This window comes from Streptomyces sp. SID13726 (assembly GCF_010548375.1).
GTDB lineage: Bacteria > Actinomycetota > Actinomycetes > Streptomycetales > Streptomycetaceae > Streptomyces.
The window spans coordinates 230,265-247,817 of the sequence record NZ_JAAGLY010000001.1 but is presented as its reverse complement, the minus strand read 5'-3'; the positions used below and the strand labels follow the sequence as shown (position 1 = coordinate 247,817).

Here is a 17,553-nt window from a genome sequence, read left to right as displayed (position 1 = left end):
TGCCTGTGGCATCCGTACGAGCCTTGGTGTGACGGGGCAGTGTCGCGGTGGCACGCGAGGGCGACGCGGCCACCACGGACTGCCGTTCGACGGGATCGACCGTCGGCGAGCCGACGGGCAGGGCATCCGCCGCGCGCTGAAGCTGCCAGGCAGGACACGGCCCGGCGGCGCCGCGCGGCGCCGGCGCGAGGGCCGGGAGATCCGCGCCGGGTTCGGGACCGCGCAGCCGTATCGACGGATACTGGAGAGTACGTCCCGCTTCCCTGAGGGCCGCGATACGAGCCGGTACGGCCGGAAACAGTTCCTCCGGATGGGCGGCGCGTCAGGGGGGGCGTCGGACGGCGACGACCCCCGTCCCGTGCTCCCCGTGACACGGGTGAAGTCTTGTGTACGACTTCCGTTGCGCCGTCAAGTTGCCAGTACCATAAGGAGGTTGGGGTCGAGCACACATGCGAAGACCCTCCCTTCGGCCGTACGACGGCCTCGACAACTGGACACAGGGGGACACCGTGAGCCCTGACGCGATGGTGATGCACTTCGTTGGCGCCTCGGCCCTGATCCTGGTCGCCGCACACGCGGCGGGCTGGCTGGCCAGGCTGCTGAAACAGCCGTACATCGTGGGACAGCTGACGGCGGGCATAGCGCTCGGTCCCTCGCTGCTCGGGAGTGTGTCGCCGGACGCGTACCGGGCGCTGTTCCCCTCCGAGATCGGCCCGGCGCTGACCGGGTTCGCCCAGTTCTCCCTCGTCGTCTTCCTGTTCGCGGTGGGCTACGAACTCGATCTGAAGATCCTGGGCGCGCGGGCGCGTACCGCGGTGACCGTGGCGCTCGCCGCGTTCGTGGTGCCGATGGCCGTGGGCAGCGGCTGCGCGGTGCTGTTCCGGGACCAGTTGCACCAGCTGGGCATGCCACGGGACCTCTCCCCCGCCATGGTGGTGTTCGCGGGCGTGGCCCTGTCGATCACCGCGGTCCCCGTACTGACGGCCATAGTGCGGGAGAACAACCTGTCCCGCACGGTGCCCGGGATCGTCGCGGTGTCCGCCGCCGGACTGCTCGACGTGGTCGGCTGGACCGTGCTGGCCGGGGCTCTCCTCGACAGCGGGAGCGGCGACCACGCCATCGGCTGGCAGGCGCGGGTGCTGATCACCGTGGGCTTCGTGGCGGCGATGATCCTGGTGGCCCGGCCGCTGCTGCGCAGGCTGCTGTGGCACACCCGGATGGAGCCCTCGCTGCGGATGGCGCTGCTCATCGGCTTCGCCCTAGGATCGGCATGGGTCACCCAGTCCATCGGACTGCACGTCATCTTCGGCGCGCTGCTGGCGGGTGCCGTGGTACCGCGCGAGAAGGGCGGCACGCTCGACCCGGACCTGTTGCGCCCGCTCAACGACGTCGGTTCGCTGCTGCTGCCGTTCTTCTTCGTGGTCTCGGGGCAGTCGGTCGCGCTCGACAGCATGGGCTCGCTCGGCTGGGTCGTCCTGCTGGTGGTGACCGTGCTCGCGGTCGTCACCAAGATCGGCAGTAGCACGCTGGCCGCCGGGCTGACCGGCCTGGACCGCCACGACGCCCGGACCGTGGGTGTCCTGATGAGCACCCGCGGCCTGACCGAGCTGATCGCCCTCAACGCGGGCTTCCAAGCAGGCCTGTTGAGCAAGCCGCTGTACACGGTCCTGGTGTTCATGGCACTGGCCACGACGCTGTTCACCCAGCCGCTGCTGAGCCTGGTCCGGCGGCAGACCGAGCGGGAGCAGCGGCGAGTCCGGGACGAACCCGCCGCCGCCCGTCCCGCCGTACCGCAGGTCCAGGACGGCGCCCCTGCCGACGCGGGCTGAGCCACGGAACGTGCCGCGCCCCCTGCCTGACGCTCAGGCAGGGGGCGCGGCACGTTCCGGTCCGGACGCCTACAGCGGCATCGGGGCCATGTCGCACTCGATACGGCTGCGGCCCTGACGGGCGGCGAGCAGCCAGGGGTGGTCCGACCTGAGGACCCGGGTGAAACCCTCCACCGCCTTGCGCTGGAGCTCGTCCGCCTCCGCCCCGCGGCCCAGGCCCCGCAGGTCGAGAGCGAGGTTGGCGGTGCAGGACAGGGTGAGGGGGTGGTCCTCGCCCGCGGCCTCGGTCAGAAGCGGCAGGTTGGCCGCGTCGATCTCGTGTGCCCGCTCGAAGTCGAGGAGGGCGTAGGCCGTATTGGCCTGGCCGATCCCTACGGTCAGCGTGGTGATGTGCAGCGGTCCCACCGCGTCGATCAGTCGGTGGGCGGCGTCGTCCTCCAGCTCTCGCGCCCGCTCCGGGGCGCCGAGCGCCCGGTGCGTGGCGGCCAGGTTGGCCTTGGTCAGCAGGGTGTAGGCGTGGTTCTCGCCGAGCCGCTGCTCGTATCGGCGCAGAGTCGCCTCGGCGAGCCGGCGGGAGCCCTCGTGGTCCCCGGCCAGCCGCTGGTCGACGGAGACGTTGGTGGCCGTGGACAGCGCGTCGAAGTGGTCCGGGCCGTAACGCGTGATGAAGCGCTGAAGCGTCTCCTCGGCGAGCTTGGCCGCCTCTTCGAGCGCCCCGTCCCGGCGCCGGCACACGGCCAGATTTCGCGCGATGCGCAGGGTGAGGGGGTGTTCCTCACCGAACGCGGCACGGGCCCTGACGTAGACGTCCTCCTGGGAGTCGCGCGACCCCGGGTAGTCGCCGTTCTCCCGCATGTCGATGGTGAGGCCGTTGAGGGAGTTGAGGGTGAGGAAGCTGCTCGGCCCGAACAGCAACTCCCGCTGCCGCGCGTTCTCCTGGTCCAGCGGCAGTGCCTCGTGGAACTGCCCGCAGAGCCTGAGGTCGACGCCCCAGCTGTGGGTGCCGCGGAGTGTCGTGGGGTCGTCGGCGCCGAAGAGGGAACGGGCCAGTTCAGTGGCCTCCTTGCCCAGGTTCCGGGCTTCTTCGAACCGGCCCTGGTAGCGACGGCCGTCGGCCAGCTCGCACAGGGAGTCGATCAGGTCCTCCGGGTCGACGTCGATCCGGCGGGAGACCTCCAGCGCGTTCTCCACGAGCGGGATCGACTCGTCGATCTGGCCGATCTGTCGCAGCAGGAACGAGAAGGTCTTCGCCATGCGGATGACGTGGATGTTCTCCTCGCCCGAGGTGGCGAGCCAGGCGTTCCACGCCTGTCGGGCGAAGGACGCGGCACCTTCGTGGTCGCCCCAGAAGTAGAGGAAGTTCGCGGTGTCGTAGACCAGTTCGCGCACATAGGTGTCGGTGCTGGTGACCGCCTGCGAGGCCATGACGTGCGGCAGCAGCGCCTGGTAGGCGCGCCACTCCAGCGGGGATCCCGCGGGGCCGGGTTTGGCGGCGGACAGCAGCTGGTGTGCCGCGTCCCGCATGCTCTCGCGTTGTTCGTCGTTCAGTTTGGCCAGAAGCACGGTCTGGAGCAGGCGGTGCATCTGCAGGGTGTCGGACCTGGGGTCCACCTTGACCAGGGAGAACTGGCTGAGGTCGCGGACCGCGCGGTTCAGCTTGATCGACTCGCGCAGCAGCGGGTCGACCTCGGGCGTAATGCTGACGCCCCGGCTGCCGCGCAGCATGGAGCGCGGGATGGGCTCGGGCGCCATGCTGGCGCAGATGTCGAGCAGTTGGCGGGCGCCCGGGTTGTTCTCCAGGATCCGCCCCAGCGAGATGTCCCAGGCGGCGGCGACGGAGACCGGGTAGTCGGGGTTGGGGTCGAGTTCGAGGATCTCGGGGCTGCGCTGGTCGAGGAGGTCGAGGTACTCGTCGACGAGCATGCCGGTGACGGCCCGCCAGGCACCGGCCTGCTCGACCGCGAGCGGCAGGTCGCCCAGGGCCTCGGCGAGCCGTTCGGCGTCCTCCCCGCTCAGGTCGGGCGAGCGCTTCTGCAGCAGCTCGACGGATTCCTGACGCTCGAAGACGTTCACCGGCAGCGGGGTCGCCACCCGCTCCCAAGCCCGGTTGCGGGAGGTGACGATGACCTTGCCAGGACCGTTGGTCGGGAAGTAGTTGCGCACCGCCTCGACATCTTCGGCGTTGTCGAAGACGAGCAGCCACTTGTCGTACGGCGCTCCGGAGCGCAGTGCCTCCATGACGGCGGGTACGGCGGTGTTGGCGGCGGGCGCGCCCAGGCTGTCCGCACCGGTCGGGGCCACACCCAGCTGGGCCGCGAGGGAGGAGAGCGCGGCCAGGATGAGGCTCTCACGCTCGGCCGGGATCCAGCAGATCACCCGGTAGTCGTACTGGTGGGTGTAGATGTACTCCAGCGCCAGCTGGGACTTGCCGACACCACCCAGTCCGTGCAGCGCGTGCGGCAGTACGGCTGCCGTGTCCTGGGCACCCAGCTGCTCCTCCACGGCCCTCAGCAGCGCCTGCCGGCCGACGAACGAGGTGTTCCGCAGCGGAACGTTCACCAGTAGGGCGGGCGTCGCAGTCGTGGTGCTCGGCATGAGCGGCTCAGCCTCCAGGGCATCTTGTTGGGCATCGGTCAGCAGCGGCACGGGTTCTCCAGACGAGTCGGGTTCGTTCGACGCTGGATCACTCGCCGCTGGGTCGCCGGGTGACGCGCCGACGTCCACAGGGTTCACCTCAGTGGGTGTACCTGGGGACAAACCGGAGCCCACTCGTTCGGCCGCAGCGATCCCGGGCCTGGCCAGACTTGGTTCTATGCGCTTCGCACGTTCGGAGTAGGGGCCCGACAGCGCGTGCATCACCGCGAGCTCACTGCGTGCCCAGCCCCGCTCCTCCGGATCGGGCAGCCGGGCACCCAGCGGGTCGCGCAGGGCGGCGCGCAGCGCGACACCGCGCGTCCCCGCGGCGGGCAACTCCCCCACCACCCTGATGGTGTGCGCCAGTTGACTGCGGGTCGTCGTCGCGAGCAGTTCCTCGCGTACCCCGTCGGCGAACTCGGGCCGGCCCTCGCCGCCGCCGTCCCAGTCGATCAGCCCGCCCATCAGGATCTCGGCGAGATGGTCGGGGCCGGTCTCCGGCATGGTGCGGCGGCGCAGCTGCTCGACGAGGTCGAAGTCGAAGGGGATCGCGGCGAGTTGGGTGGCGAGCCTGCGCGCGGCCGGGGTGGCAAGGGTGAAGAAGCGGCGCACGGCGGCCTTGGCGGCGCGCGGAAAACGCGGGGCCCGCAGACCGGGCGCGGGGCCGCCCTTGGTCAGGGTGCCGGCCAGCAGCACGGGCAGGGTGCGGCGAACTCCGCGTTCCCCGGTGACCAGGTCGGCCCAGGCGGCCAGCGAGCCGGGCTTCATGGACAGCACGGGCACCGGTACGGAGTCGTCGCCGCCCTCCGGCAGGGGGCGCAGCGGGTCCGGTGTCCAGTGCCCGAGGGCGTCGTTGGTGGCACCGAAGCCGCCGGCCTCCAGGACCGCCTGGTACGGGTAGAGCGAGGAGCGGTGCCGAAGGTGCGGTGGCAGGAGGTGGACCACGGCGGTGGGTCCGGCGTGCGCGAGGCGGCTGAGCAGGTCGTCGGCTGCCGGGGAGGCCCAGCCGTGGGCGAGCCCGTCGGTGACCACCAGGAAGACGCGTCCGCCGCGGCCGTCGAGCAGTTCGGCGGGGTCGGCGGCGGCCGGACCCGCGGGCCGGCGCAGGGTCGCGTCACCGGTGCGCGGCACGTTCACCTGGACGGTGCGTACGCCCCGGAAGGCACCGCTGTGCTCCGCGGCCCGGGCGAGCCGGTCGGCGGTCTCCTGCCAGATCCGCATGGTGGGCGCGTCGTCGGTGAGCAGGACCAGGTCGAAGGCGGAGGTACGGGCGGGCCGGAGAAAGGGCATCCACATGCCGTCCACGACTCCCTGCTCGGCGGTGGTCTCCTCGTCCAGTTCCAGGGTGTCGCGGGAAGGGATGCGGCGCGCAAGGTCGTGCAGGGCGCGCGCGAGAAGCGCGGTGGTGCGGCCAGGGCCGGGCCGCGGTCCGGACTCGTCGGGCAGCAGCGGCTGACCGACGTACAGGGTGATGTCGCCCTGGGCATCGGGTAACAACCGCGGCCCGTGTGCCGGTTCGCCGGACCGGCTCGGGGCCCGGTCCGCGGGCGAGGGCGACCGCGCGGCGAGCCCGCCCTCTTCGGCGAGGGCCGGCCCCTGCGGTCGTACGGCGTCGGAGGCGTCCGGGGTGTCGGTGGGAGCGGGCGTACGGGGACGTCGTACGTCGGCCGGGTCCCGGAGGTCCGCGCCGGGCCGTGTCTCCGCGGACGATCCGGAGCCGTCCTGTTCCGTGCCCTGGGCCGGCGTGCTGCCCGCCGGGCCGCCGTGGCGGTCCCAGTGGGCGGCGAGCCAGACCGCGTCGGCGACCTCCTGCCAGCGCGCCGCGGCCTCCTCCGGGGCAGCCTGGACGGACGCTCCCTGCTCGCTGTGCTCTTCGGCGGTCCGCGGGAACGCCGAAGGAGGCGACGACCCCGAAACGGGGAATCCGTCGCCGAGCCCGGATGCGTGCTCCTTGGGAGTGCCCTTCAATTCAGCGGCCCTTCGCGAGGTCGCGCAGGAGCATTTCCACGAGCGTACGCCCGTCACCTTCCGCCTGGAAACCACCCGCCGTAGTCATCTGGACAGCGTTCAGTAGCTGGTCGAGCGAATGGGTACCACCGGCCTGCACCCTTTGTACGAACTCGTCCACCAGCACTTCCGTGCCATGCGGCCGGATCCCGAGGTGTCCCTCGACCATGGCCAGAAGTTGCTCCCTGGTGGGCGTGCGCATCTCCAGGGGCAGACAGCGCCGTCTGAAGGCCGCGGGAAATTCTCGCTCCCCGTTACTGGTGATCACCACGACCGGGAACTCCCGGCACTCGACCCGTCCGTCACGGATCTCGGCGTGGCAGCCCGGGTCGTCGGTGCGCACGCGCGCGGTGTCCGCGGCGTCGCGTACCAGCTCCGGGACTTCATAGCTTCCGTTCTCCAGGACGTGCAGCAGGTCGTTCGGCAGGTCGATGTCGCTCTTGTCGAGCTCGTCGACAAGAAGCACCCGGGGTCGATCGTAGGGCAGCAGAGCGGTGCCGAGCGGTCCCAGGGTGATGAAGTCGCCTATGACCGGGGGATGTTGACGATGATTTGAGGAAGGCGCGGTGTTGACCCCGGGGGCCTCGGCGACCGGTGCCTCGTCGGTCTCCAGGGCCGCCGCGCTGCGCAGTCCGGCCCGCCAGGCGGCGATGGCCTGGGCGCGCCCCATGGCGTCGTGGGTGTAGAGGCCGCTCCGCAGTTCGGTGCGGCTGACGATGTTCCACTCCAGGACCCGGCCCAGCCCGAGTTCACGGGAGATCAGATAGGCGAGGGTGGACTTGCCGACGCCGGGCGGGCCGGTGATCAGCAGCGGCCTGCGCAGCAGCAGCGCGGCGTTGACGACGTCGACGTCCTCCTCGCGCAGGCACAGGCTGACGTCACCGGGACCGAGACGACGGCGGGCCGCCTCGGGGTCGGCCGCGGGCACGGGCAGCGACGGCGCACCGCCGAATCGGCGCCACGGCGGTGCCTCGTGCAGGTCGGGAGGGGTGTCCGGGGCGTTGCCCGTGCCGTGGAAGACCCGCCAGCCGTTGGGCTCAGTCTGCTCCTGGGCACTCATGCAGGTGCCTCCTTGTTCGTGAGATCGCCGGGATCGGCGGGCTGGAAGTCGACGGGGCGGGTGGGATCGTCCCAGAGGAAGCCGATGTCCTTGAGATGGAGTTCGGCCGGTCCCTGGTTCTGGCTCTCGGCCTTCTGGCGCAGTCGGTGGACGGCCATGGGGATCTGGACGGGTTTCTGGACGGAGGCGAACACGGCACTCATCTTCTGTCGGCCCGCCTCCGCGAAGACGCCGGCCCGGTCCCAGACCGCGAGTCCTATCCCTTCCGCGATGGCGGCCTTGAGCGCCGCCTGGGAGACCGCGTCCGTGGGCGAGTCGAGAACGACCGCCGTATGCATGGCTTCCCCGGCGAGCCTGCGCTGCCACATCACGACGCTCTCGATGTCGGGATCGGGCCAGCCGTGCGCCAGGACGCCGTGCGCACGCAGGGTGTTCCAGCGTTCGAGCCACTGGTCGCGCCAGAGCGGGTCGTCTGCCCGCATCCGCTCCAGACTGCGCAGATGCACCCCGTACTTGAGACTGAGCGGCATCGGCTCCCCGTCGCCGATCCGGTACGTCAGGCCGGCCACGTCGTGGTTGAGCAGTTCGTAGGGCAGCACGAACTCGATGTACAGGGGCGGTTGCTGACGGCCCGAGGCGTTCGGCCCGGGCGGGGCGTGCCAGAGCCTGGCGTTCTGGCGCAGCGCGCCCTCGACCGCCGGTCCGAGTTCGTCCAGGGTGGTGGTGACGGGCTCCCCCGGCAGCGGGCTCCAGTGTCCCGGCACGCTGTTGAACCACTGGCGTACGACGATGTCGTCGGTGCCGTCGCGGGCCGGTTCGACCGCGATGATCACGCACCGTGGGACGTCCGGGTCGTACGGCGTCTCGGCGCGCGCCGTGCGGCGGGCCGCCAGCTGCTCGCCGAGGCCGTTGCGCCGGGCCCAGTCCTGGGCCCAGTTCGCGAGGGCGGTGCCGTGGCCCGGTGCGGCGAGCGGGGCCGCGCAGTCGAGGAGGAGGACGGCCGGCGGCAGGTGGTCCGCCTGTACGGCGCAGTCGAGGACGTAGGTGAACAGCCGCTCCGGCGAGAGCCCGATGGGGAGGCTGAGCCCGTTGAGTTCCTCGACCAGGTCGTCGCGCAGCTGCGGGGCGGGCAGTTCGCCCATCGCGAGGACCGCGCGGGCGCCGCTCTCGTCGCCGTCGCTGAGCGGGCCGCCCTTCAGGGACACGGACTTGGCGGGCGCGAGGTACTGGGCCAGCAACTGCTCCAGTTGGTCGCCGGCGGCCTCTCCCTCGAGGATGCGCACCACCTCGACCAGTACGCGCTGCCCGTCCGTGACGTTCAGTGCGGAACGGACCAGAACGACTACGTCCTCGCGCAACTTCACGCCGCGCAGGTCGATCTGACGGCCCAGCAGTTCGCCGAGGATGTCGCCGAAGCGGAGCCGGCTCTGGGGGTCCTCCATGCAGCCGAGCGCGCTGAGGGAGTTGGTCAGCTCCAGCATCAGTAACGGGACGTGCGCGCGCCCGGATCCGCCCTCGGGTCCACCGACCCCCGCGCCTGTCGTCACCGACTTTCCCCCTGAGCCGGTACACCTGCCTGACCGACCAGCGAAGTTAGCACGGCAACCAGCGGTTAACCAGGGACTCATGGGATCGGAAGCGCGTCGTCCGGCCAGGATCGTCCCTGGGGGAACAACCCTGACCGGAATTGATCGCTACAGCGCTGTGGAAGTCCGGTTCACAGCCGTGGGTCCACCGGCTCGGACTCCAGGGCCAGCACCCCGAACACCGCTTCGTGCACCCGCCACAGCGGCTCGCCCTCGGCGAGACGGTCCAGGGCCTCCAGGCCCAGGGCGTACTCGCGGATCGCGAGGGAGCGCTTGTGGTTGAGGAACCTCTTGCGCAGGCGGTCGAGGTTCTCGGGGCGGGTGTACTCGGGGCCGTAGATGATCCGGAGGTACTCGCGGCCGCGGCACTTGACGCCGGGCTGGACGAGACGGCCCTCCGGGCCGCGGACCAGGGCGCCGAGCGGCTTGACGACCATGCCCTCGCCGCCTCGGCCGGTCATCTCCAGCCACCAGTCGACGCCCGCCCGGACGGACTCCGGGTCGGCGGTGTCGACCAGGAGCCGGCGGGTGGTCTGGAGGAGGCCGGTACTGTCGTGCTCCACCAGCCGGTCCAGCAGGGCCAGTTGGCCGTCGTGCGGAAGTGCGGCGAGGCTGCGGCCCTGGACCGCGAGGATCTGGAACGGTGCCAGGCGTACGCCGTCCAGGCCCTCGGTGGTCCAGCAGTAGCGGCGGTACGCGTCGGTGAACGCGCCTGCCGTGTCCGCCCGTTCGCGCTGGCGGGCCAGCAGGTCGTTGACGTCCACCCCGCGGTCCGCCGCGCCCTTCAGCGCGGACAGCGCGTCCGGGAACACCGCGCCGGACGCGGCGCCCACCGCGGCGTACTGCGACCGCAGCAGGCCGGAGGCCTTCAGCGACCAGGGCATCAGCTCGGCGTCCAACAGCAGCCAGTCGGTGTCGAGTTCGGACCACAGGCCCGCCTCGCCGACCGCCGTGCGGACCCGGTCGAGGATCTCCTCCGTCACCGAGGCGTCGTCGAAGAACGGGCGGCCCGTACGGGTGTACAGGGACCCGGTCGGACCGTCCACGCCGAAGCGCTTGCGGGCCGTCTCCGCGTCCCGGCAGACCAGGGCCACCGCGCGCGAACCCATGTGCTTCTCCTCGCACACGACCCGCTCGACACCGTCCGCCGCGTACTGCGCGAACGCCTCAGCCGGGTGCTCCAGGTAGCCCTCCACGTGCAACGTCGCCGTCGGGGCCATCGTCGGCGGCAGGTACGGCAGCAGCCTCGGGTCCACCGCGAAGCGGCTCATGACCTCCAGGGCAGCGGCCGCGTTCTCCTCGCGGACCGCGACCCGGCCCTGGTGCCGGGTCTCGACGGCCCTGCGGCCGTGCACGTCGGCGAGGTCCAGCGGCCGGCCGTCGTGCCCGCCGGGGGCCTCGGACCGCAGCGGCCTGGTCGGCTCGTACCAGACCTGCTCCGCCGCCACGTCGACCAGCTCGCGCTCCGGCCAGCGCAGCGCGGTGAGCTTGCCGCCGAACACGGCTCCGGTGTCCAGGCAGATGGTGTTGTTGAGCCAGGTCGCCTCCGGTACCGGGGTGTGGCCGTAGACCACGGCGGCCCGGCCGCGGTAGTCCTCCGCCCACGGGTAGCGCACGGGCAGCCCGAACTCGTCGGTCTCGCCGGTGGTGTCGCCGTACAGCGCGTGCGAGCGGACCCGGCCCGAGGTGCGGCCGTGGTACTTCTCGGGCAGGCCGGCGTGACAGACGACCAGCCGGCCGCCGTCGAGGACGTAGTGGCTGACGAGTCCGTCGATGAACTCCCGTACCTCGGCCCGGAACTCGTCCGACTCGGTCTCCATCTGCTCGATGGTCTCCGCGAGGCCGTGGGTGTGCTGGACCTTGCGCCCCTTGAGGTGACGGCCGTACTTGTTCTCGTGGTTGCCCGGCACGCACAGCGCGTTGCCCGACTTGACCATCGACATCACACGGCGCAGCACACCGGGGCTGTCCGGGCCGCGGTCGACGAGGTCGCCGACGAAGAGCGCGGTACGGCCCTCGGGGTGGACGCCGTCGGTGTAGCCCAACTTGCCGAGCAGGGACTCCAGTTCGGCGGCGCAGCCGTGGATGTCGCCGACGATGTCGAAGGGTCCGGTGAGGTGGGTCAGGTCGTTGAAGCGCTTCTCGGTGACGACGGTGGCGTGCTCGACGGCCTCGACCCCGCGCAGGACGTGCACCTTGCGGAAGCCCTCGCGCTCCAAGTGGCGGATGGAGCGGCGGAGTTCGCGGATGTGCCGCTTGATGACCCGGACCGGCATGTCGGCGCGGTCGCTGCGGCCCGCGTTGCGTTCGGCGCACACCTCCTCGGGGACGTCCAGGACGATGGCGATGGGCAGCACGTCGTACTGCCTGGCCAGGTCGATCAACTGCCGCCGGGAGTCGGACTGCACGCTGGTCGCGTCGACGACCGTGCGGCGGCCGGCCGCCAGGCGCTTGCCCGCGATGTAGTGCAGGACGTCGAAGGCGTCCTTGGTGGCGCCCTGGTCGTTCTCGTCGTCGGAGACCAGGCCCCGGCAGAAGTCCGAGGAGATCACCTCGGTGGGCTTGAAGTGCCGGTGCGCGAAGGTGGACTTGCCGGAGCCGGAGGCGCCGACGAGGACGACGAGGGAGAGGTCGGTGACGGGCAGTACCCGTCCTTCGGTCCGTGTCCCGCTCATGCGGCCTTCGCCTCCTTCTCGGTCCTGGTCACGGCTGCGTTCAACTCGAACACGGCCATCTGGGTGGGCGGTCCGACCTCGGGGTCGTCCGGCCCGACCGGCGTGAACTCCACGTCGTAGCCGTGCCGTTCGGCCACCTCGTGCGCCCAGGCGCGGAACTCCTCGCGCGTCCACTCGAAGCGGTGGTCGCCGTGCCGGACGTGTCCGGCCGGGAGGGACTCCCAGCGGACGTTGTACTCGACGTTCGGGGTGGTCACGAGGACGGTCCGGGGGCGGGCCGCGCCGAACACCGCGTACTCCAGGGCGGGCAGCCTCGGCAGGTCGAGGTGCTCGACGACCTCGCTGAGCACGGCGGCGTCGTACCCCTGGAGCCGTTTGTCGGTGTAGGCCAGCGAGCCCTGGAAGAGCTGGACGCGCGAGGACATCCGCTCCCCCATGCGGTCCAGCTTGAGCCGCCGGGCGGCGATGGCGAGCGCCCGCACCGAGACGTCGACGCCGACGATCTCGGTGAACCTCGGGTCCTTGAGCAGCGCCTGCACCAACTGGCCCTGTCCGCAGCCCAGGTCGAGGACGCGGGTGGCGCCGGACGCCCGGAGCGCGGCGATGATCGCGTCCCGCCGCTGCACGGCGAGCGGGGTCGGCTTCTCCTCGGTCTCGGTCTCCGCCGCCACGGCGTTGTCGATGTCCTCGACCTCGCTGTCGTCGGTCTCGGCGAGCCGCACCAGCTCCAGCCGCTCCATCGCCTCGCGTGTCAGCGACCAACGGCGGGACAGGTAACGGCTGGTGATGAGCTTCTGCTCGGGGTGCTCGGGCAGCCAGCCCGCACCGGCCCTGAGCAGCTTGTCCACCTCGTCGGGGGCGACCCAGTAGTGCTTGGCGTCGTCGAGGACGGGCAGCAGGACGTACAGATGACGCAGGGCCTCCGCGACGGTCAGCCGCTCCGACTCCAGTTCGAGCCGCACGTAGCGCGAGTCGCCCCACTCCGGGAACTCGGTGTCCAGGGCGACCGGTTCGGCGGTCACCGTCCAGCCGAGCGGCTCGAAGAGACTCCGTACGAGCGCGGGGCCGCCGCGGGCCGGGAGCGCGGGCACGGTGATGTGCAACGGCCTTGCCTGTTCCGGGAGTTCGGGCCTGGCCTTGCACGCCCCGCGCATCGCGCTGGAGAAGACCGCGCTCAGCGCCACCGCGAGCAGCGAGGAGGCCGCGTACGGGCGGTCGTTGACGTACTGCCCGAGCGCCGCGTCGGGCGCGCCACCGCGCCCCTTGCCCTTGCCGCGCCTGACCAGCGCCACCGCGTCGACCTCGAGGAGCAGCGCCGCCGTGCACCGCTGATCGTCCGCCTCGGGGTAGAGGACATGCGCCGTCCCGTACGAGGTGGAGAACGCCTGCGCGTTCTCGGGATGCTTGTGCAGGAGGTAGCCGAGGTCGGTGGCGGGGCGGTCGGGGGTGCCGGTGGTACTGATCGTCAGGAACATGCGCGTGGCCTCTCCGGCCGGTGGACGGGACGGGAACGCCGTACATGCGAAAGCCCCCGAGGACGGTGATCCCGGGGGCTCGGCAGGACGACGCCCTCAGCTTCGCACAGGGCCTCCGACCAGCGCCTTCGAATTACGACAGCTGCGACTGGACCTGTGCGGAGATCAGCTCCAGGTGGTCCAGGTCGTCGAGGTCGAGGATCTGGAGGTAGACGCGGCTCGCGCCCACGGCGGCGTAGCGGCCGATCTTGTCGACCACCTCGGCGGGGGTGCCGGCCAGGCCATTGGCCTTGAGCTCGTCGACCTCGCGGCCGATCGCGGCGGCGCGGCGGGCGACCTCCTGGTCGTCCTTGCCGACGCAGGCGACGAGGGCGTTGGAGTAGGTGATCGCGTCGGCCGCGCGGCCCGCCTCCTGGGCGGCGGCGCGGACCCGGCCGAACTGGGTCTCGGTGTCCTCGACGGAGGCGAACGGCATGTTGAACTCGTCGGCGTAGCGGGCGGCGAGGCGCGGGGTGCGGGTCGCGCCGTGGCCGCCGATGAGCACCGGGATCTTCGGCTGGGCGGGCTTGGGCAGCGCGGGCGAGTCCGTGAGGTCGTAGTGCTTGCCGTGGAAGTCGAAGGTCTTGCCGGGCTCGGTGGCCCACAGACCGGTGACGATCGCCAGCTGCTCCTCCAGGCGGGGGAACTTCTCCTTCGGGAACGGGATGCCGTACGCCGTGTGCTCCTCCTCGAACCAGCCCGCGCCCAGGCCGAGTTCGACCCGGCCGCCGGACATCTGGTCGACCTGGGCGACCTGGATGGCGAGAACGCCGGGCAGCCGGAAGGTGGCGGCGGTCATCAGGGTGCCGAGGCGGATGCGCTTGGTCTCGCGGGCGAGGCCGGCGAGGGTGAGCCAGGCGTCGGTGGGGCCGGGGAGGCCGTCTCCGTCGCCCATCTTGACGTAGTGGTCGGAGCGGAAGAACGCGTCGAACCCGAGGTCTTCCGTGGCCTTCGCGACGGTGAGGAGGGTGTCGTAGCTTGCGCCCTGCTGGGGCTCGGTGAAGATGCGGAGATCCATGTCTCCATCCTGCACGCACGGCTGACGATGATCGTCCCCGGTCGGGTGAAAAAACGTCGACGGCGCGTGTGCGGGGTGATCTCGCCAGTGACCGGGCCCTTTGGTGATCGTTGGCTCGGGCGGAGCCGGCTTGTCGTCGCCGGCGCGTCATCCATGGAGGCCGTCATGTCCGAAGAAACCGTGCCGCTGTCCGGGCAGCCGAAGGGGTTGCTCCAGCAGATGGAGGAGCTGATGGCGGCGCTGAACGCGGATCTGTCGGCGTTGGACGCGGATCTTCAGGGGGCCGGGGCTTCGGGGCGGGGGGTTGGTGAGGAGGAGGCCGGCTGAGGGTCGGCTTTCGGGTGCGGGTCCGTTGTGGCTGGTCGCGCAGTTCCCCGCGCCCCTCAAAAGCAGTGGGTACAGCTGGACTTGCTCCGACTGCGCCCACCCCCCACCGGCCCGCACCCGACGTACGACCTCACCCCGCCTCCCGCTCGGCGAACCCCTCCCCCCGGTCCGCCAGTCTTCGCAGCATCTGGAGCACCCGGTCCCGGGACTCGTCCGCCGCGTCGATCGCCTCCATGCACTGCCAGTACGTCGTCTCGTCGTCCGCCGCGCATGCGAGGCCGACGAGGGCTATGCCGACCTCGCCCAGGAGGCCACCGAGGTAGAGGAGGGCCTGGCGGGCGTCGCCGAGGTCGGTGAGCTGGGCGGCGCGCAGTTCCGCGAGGGCGATGTCCGGGCGGTCGAGGACACCGCAGCCGCGGCCCGCCAGCTCGGTCAGTCCCAGTGCCTCGCCGCGGAGTTCCGGTGGTCCGGAGACCGCGAGGCGGCTCCCTATCGCCTGTGCCAGGGCCTGCGCCTGCCACACCTCGGCCATGACCTGAGGCGCCTCGCCGCTGCCGGCCAGGGCACGCCTGCTCGTCACGATCAGCCGCACCGCGTCCATCGGCTGCCCCCGTCTGTCCCGGCGTACCCCCGGCACGCCGCCCGAACTCCCTTGTCCACTACCCAGAGTGAGGTCGCTCGGAACGAAAAGCCAGAGGTAGACGGAAATCTGTGGACAACGAATCGGTTTCAGACCACCTTTTCATCACGGAGAGTGAAAGAGGACTGAACCACTCCTTACGGCGCCGGAAACCTTCGCTCGTTCCGGTCGATCTTCGCGTCGAGCGCTGTCAGCGGATCGACGCCGAGCACCTCGCAGAGCTGGAGCAGATACGCGAGGACGTCGGCGATCTCGTCCCGGACGCGGTGCGCCGTCCCGGGGTCGTCCATGACCCGCTCGGACTGCTCGGGCGTCAACCACTGGAAGATCTCGACCAGTTCGGAGGCCTCCACGCTGAGCGCGGCGACGAGGTTCTTCGGGGTGTGGAACTGCTGCCAGTCGCGGGCCGCCGCGAACCGGGCCAGGCGGCGCTGGAGTCCGGCCATGTCGAGAGGTTCTGTCACGGCTCCAGGTGTACCACTGTGACGCCGTCCGCCCCGGCCGCCCAGGTGGCGTCGCTCACCGCGCCGACGAGCCTGATGTGTCCGCGCTCGCACATCCGCCCGGCCAGCCGCAGCAGTTCGGCCCGCTGCCGTGGGTCGAGGCCGTGGTCGAGGTTGTCGGCGAGCACGGTGAGCGTCTGCATCGCCTCGGGGACCTCGCCCGCCGGGTCGACCTCCAGGACGCCGGGCCCGGTGAGCAGCACCAGTGCGAGGGCGAGGTACCTCAACTCGCCGTCGCCCAGCCGCCCGACGTCCGTACGGCTGCCGTCGCCGCGGTCGAGCAGGGCGCGGACCGTGCCGGCGGGCAGGGACTCGGCGAGGACGTCGGTGAGGGGGCCCGCGCAGCCGGCCCGTACGGCGGCGACGAGTTGGGCGTGGCGTCTGCCGCACTCCGCGCGGGTGCGCCACAGGACGTCGGCGAGGTTGTCGCAGCCGCCGAGTAGGCGTCCGGAGCCGGTGGGGACGGGGAGGCGCATCCGGCCGGGCCGCGGGTCGCAGGCGAAGACGGAGCGCAGGGCGACGACCATCTGCTCGGCGGCGGCGAGGACTTGGCGCTGTCCGTCGGTCTTGCCGGCCACGCGAAGAGGGAGCAGCGGGGTGCCGAGGCGGTCGTCGGGGAGCGGGGCGCGGGTGACAGGGGCGGAGCCCGCGGTGTGCCAGGCGGCCTGGACGAAGCGGCGGGAGGGATCGCGCAGGGCGGTCTCCAGGAGGACGAGACCGCCGGAGGTCAACCGCTCGCCCACGACCCGCAGTTCGGGTTCGGCCTGGACGGCGACGTCGAGCCGGACCGGGCCCTCGGGGCCGTCGGCGGTGCAGCCGATGCGGAAGCCGCGGCGGCGCTGGGCGTCGGGCCGGGCCCGGTCGGGGACGCAGGCGACGGGGTCGGGGAACACCTCGGCGAGCCCGGCTCCCCCGCCGAGCCGCGCCAGCGCCTCGTACGCCCGGAGCGCGCTCGTCTTGCCGGTCCCGCTGCCCCCGCCGAACAGCGTCAGCGCGCCGAGCGGGAACCTGGCCCGCCGGTGCACCCCGTACGCGGCGAGCCGCAGTTCGGTGAGACAGGGCCGGTCGTGACGGGCCTCGCCGCCCGCGGGTAACTCCGGGGCCGGGAGGGACGTACACGATTCCTGGTGGGGCGCGGAGCGCGAGTGGGGTACGGAGACTTCGCGGGAGAGGGGAGAGGCAGACATATCCGGACCGTAGGACTCCGCCGGAAGGCGAACCGTTCCTCCCCGGTGACCTTCCCACGAACGGGCGAACCGGTCCGAAGGGTCACGTCCGCGGTATTCCGGCCCCCTCCATCAGCCCCGTCACCTCGGTCCCCGCCGGGGTCAGCAGGAACACGTTGCGGTCGACGCGGTGCATTCCGCTCGCCAGGCCGAAGACCACGCCGGTGCTGAAGTCGAGGACGCGTTTGGCGACGTCCGTCTCCGCGCCGGTGAGGTCGAGGAGGACCGGGATGCCGGCCATCAGGGTCTCGGCGACCTCGCGGGCGTCCGCGAAGACGTTGATCCTGAGGACCACGAAACGGCGCCGGGCCTCGGTCTCGGCCTCCGGCACGGACCGGTGGTCGACCGCCGACGGCCAGGCGTCCCGCCCGCGCAACGGAACGACCTGGGCGAGCCCCTCCCACTGTTCATCGGTGACGTCGTACCTGTTCACCGGCTCCCCCCGATCCGACTCGCCTGAATTGCCTGCACCGGCCAATTCTTACGCCAAGTCACCCGTTCGGCCCAACAGCGACACGGTGCGCGACCGCCCCG

General features: G+C 71.5%; 12 protein-coding genes. 2 read left to right on the top strand and 10 right to left on the bottom strand.

The annotated features are described in order from the left end of the window. The first annotated feature begins 449 nt into the window (after positions 1–449). Entirely contained in the window at positions 450–1,829 is a 1,380-nt protein-coding gene (locus tag G3I78_RS01050) for a cation:proton antiporter (RefSeq protein ID WP_239157572.1), read from the top strand. Positions 1,830–1,898: 69 nt separating this feature from the next. On the opposite strand, the gene fxsT is transcribed toward G3I78_RS01050, so the two are convergent. The 6 genes from fxsT to G3I78_RS01020 all read right to left on the bottom strand — a co-directional run bounded on the left by fxsT (position 1,899) and on the right by G3I78_RS01020 (position 14,323). Further along, positions 1,899–6,431: an FxSxx-COOH system tetratricopeptide repeat protein gene (fxsT, locus tag G3I78_RS01045; protein ID WP_164420790.1), complete on the bottom strand. Its 4,533-nt coding sequence runs from the start codon at positions 6,429–6,431 to the stop codon at positions 1,899–1,901. A 1-nt stretch (position 6,432) separates the two neighbouring features. Continuing rightward, entirely contained in the window at positions 6,433–7,530 is a 1,098-nt protein-coding gene (locus G3I78_RS01040) for an AAA family ATPase (protein ID WP_164420789.1), read from the bottom strand. After that, positions 7,527–9,011 carry a hypothetical protein gene (locus tag G3I78_RS01035; RefSeq protein WP_203614054.1) on the bottom strand — a complete coding sequence of 495 codons (1,485 nt, stop codon included), beginning with the start codon at positions 9,009–9,011 and terminating at the stop codon, positions 7,527–7,529. The genes G3I78_RS01040 and G3I78_RS01035 overlap by 4 nt, the downstream gene beginning before the upstream one ends. Before the next feature lie 236 nt (positions 9,012–9,247). Further along, the gene (locus G3I78_RS01030) at positions 9,248–11,791 is read right to left on the bottom strand and encodes a polynucleotide kinase-phosphatase (protein ID WP_164420787.1); all 2,544 of its coding nucleotides are present in this window, start codon (positions 11,789–11,791) and stop codon (positions 9,248–9,250) included. Beyond that, a complete protein-coding gene (locus G3I78_RS01025) occupies positions 11,788–13,266 on the bottom strand; it encodes a 3' terminal RNA ribose 2'-O-methyltransferase Hen1 (RefSeq protein WP_164420786.1) in 1,479 nt (492 codons plus the stop codon). Before G3I78_RS01025 ends, G3I78_RS01030 begins: the two co-directional genes overlap by 4 nt. A 133-nt stretch (positions 13,267–13,399) precedes the next feature. Further along, complete coding sequence (locus G3I78_RS01020) at positions 13,400–14,323, bottom strand: LLM class F420-dependent oxidoreductase (protein ID WP_164420785.1); 924 nt, start codon at positions 14,321–14,323, stop codon at positions 13,400–13,402. Positions 14,324–14,488: 165 nt separating this feature from the next. Here G3I78_RS01020 and G3I78_RS51020 point away from each other — a divergent pair, with 165 nt between their 5' ends. Further along, the gene (locus G3I78_RS51020) at positions 14,489–14,650 is read left to right on the top strand and encodes a hypothetical protein (protein WP_203614053.1); all 162 of its coding nucleotides are present in this window, start codon (positions 14,489–14,491) and stop codon (positions 14,648–14,650) included. A gap of 130 nt (positions 14,651–14,780) precedes the next feature. On the opposite strand, the gene G3I78_RS01015 is transcribed toward G3I78_RS51020, so the two are convergent. From G3I78_RS01015 to G3I78_RS01000, 4 genes are all read right to left on the bottom strand, one after another. Further along, a complete protein-coding gene (locus G3I78_RS01015) occupies positions 14,781–15,251 on the bottom strand; it encodes a DUF6099 family protein (protein WP_164421322.1) in 471 nt (156 codons plus the stop codon). A 176-nt stretch (positions 15,252–15,427) separates the two neighbouring features. Then, positions 15,428–15,754: a nucleotide pyrophosphohydrolase gene (locus tag G3I78_RS01010; protein WP_164420784.1), complete on the bottom strand. Its 327-nt coding sequence runs from the start codon at positions 15,752–15,754 to the stop codon at positions 15,428–15,430. After that, positions 15,751–16,980, bottom strand: coding sequence for an ATP-binding protein (locus tag G3I78_RS01005; RefSeq protein ID WP_164420783.1), 1,230 nt, complete (start codon positions 16,978–16,980; stop codon positions 15,751–15,753). The genes G3I78_RS01010 and G3I78_RS01005 overlap by 4 nt, the downstream gene beginning before the upstream one ends. 82 nt (positions 16,981–17,062) lie before the next feature. Then, positions 17,063–17,452: a cell division protein SepF gene (locus tag G3I78_RS01000; RefSeq protein ID WP_164420782.1), complete on the bottom strand. Its 390-nt coding sequence runs from the start codon at positions 17,450–17,452 to the stop codon at positions 17,063–17,065. Positions 17,453–17,553: the final 101 nt, after the last annotated feature.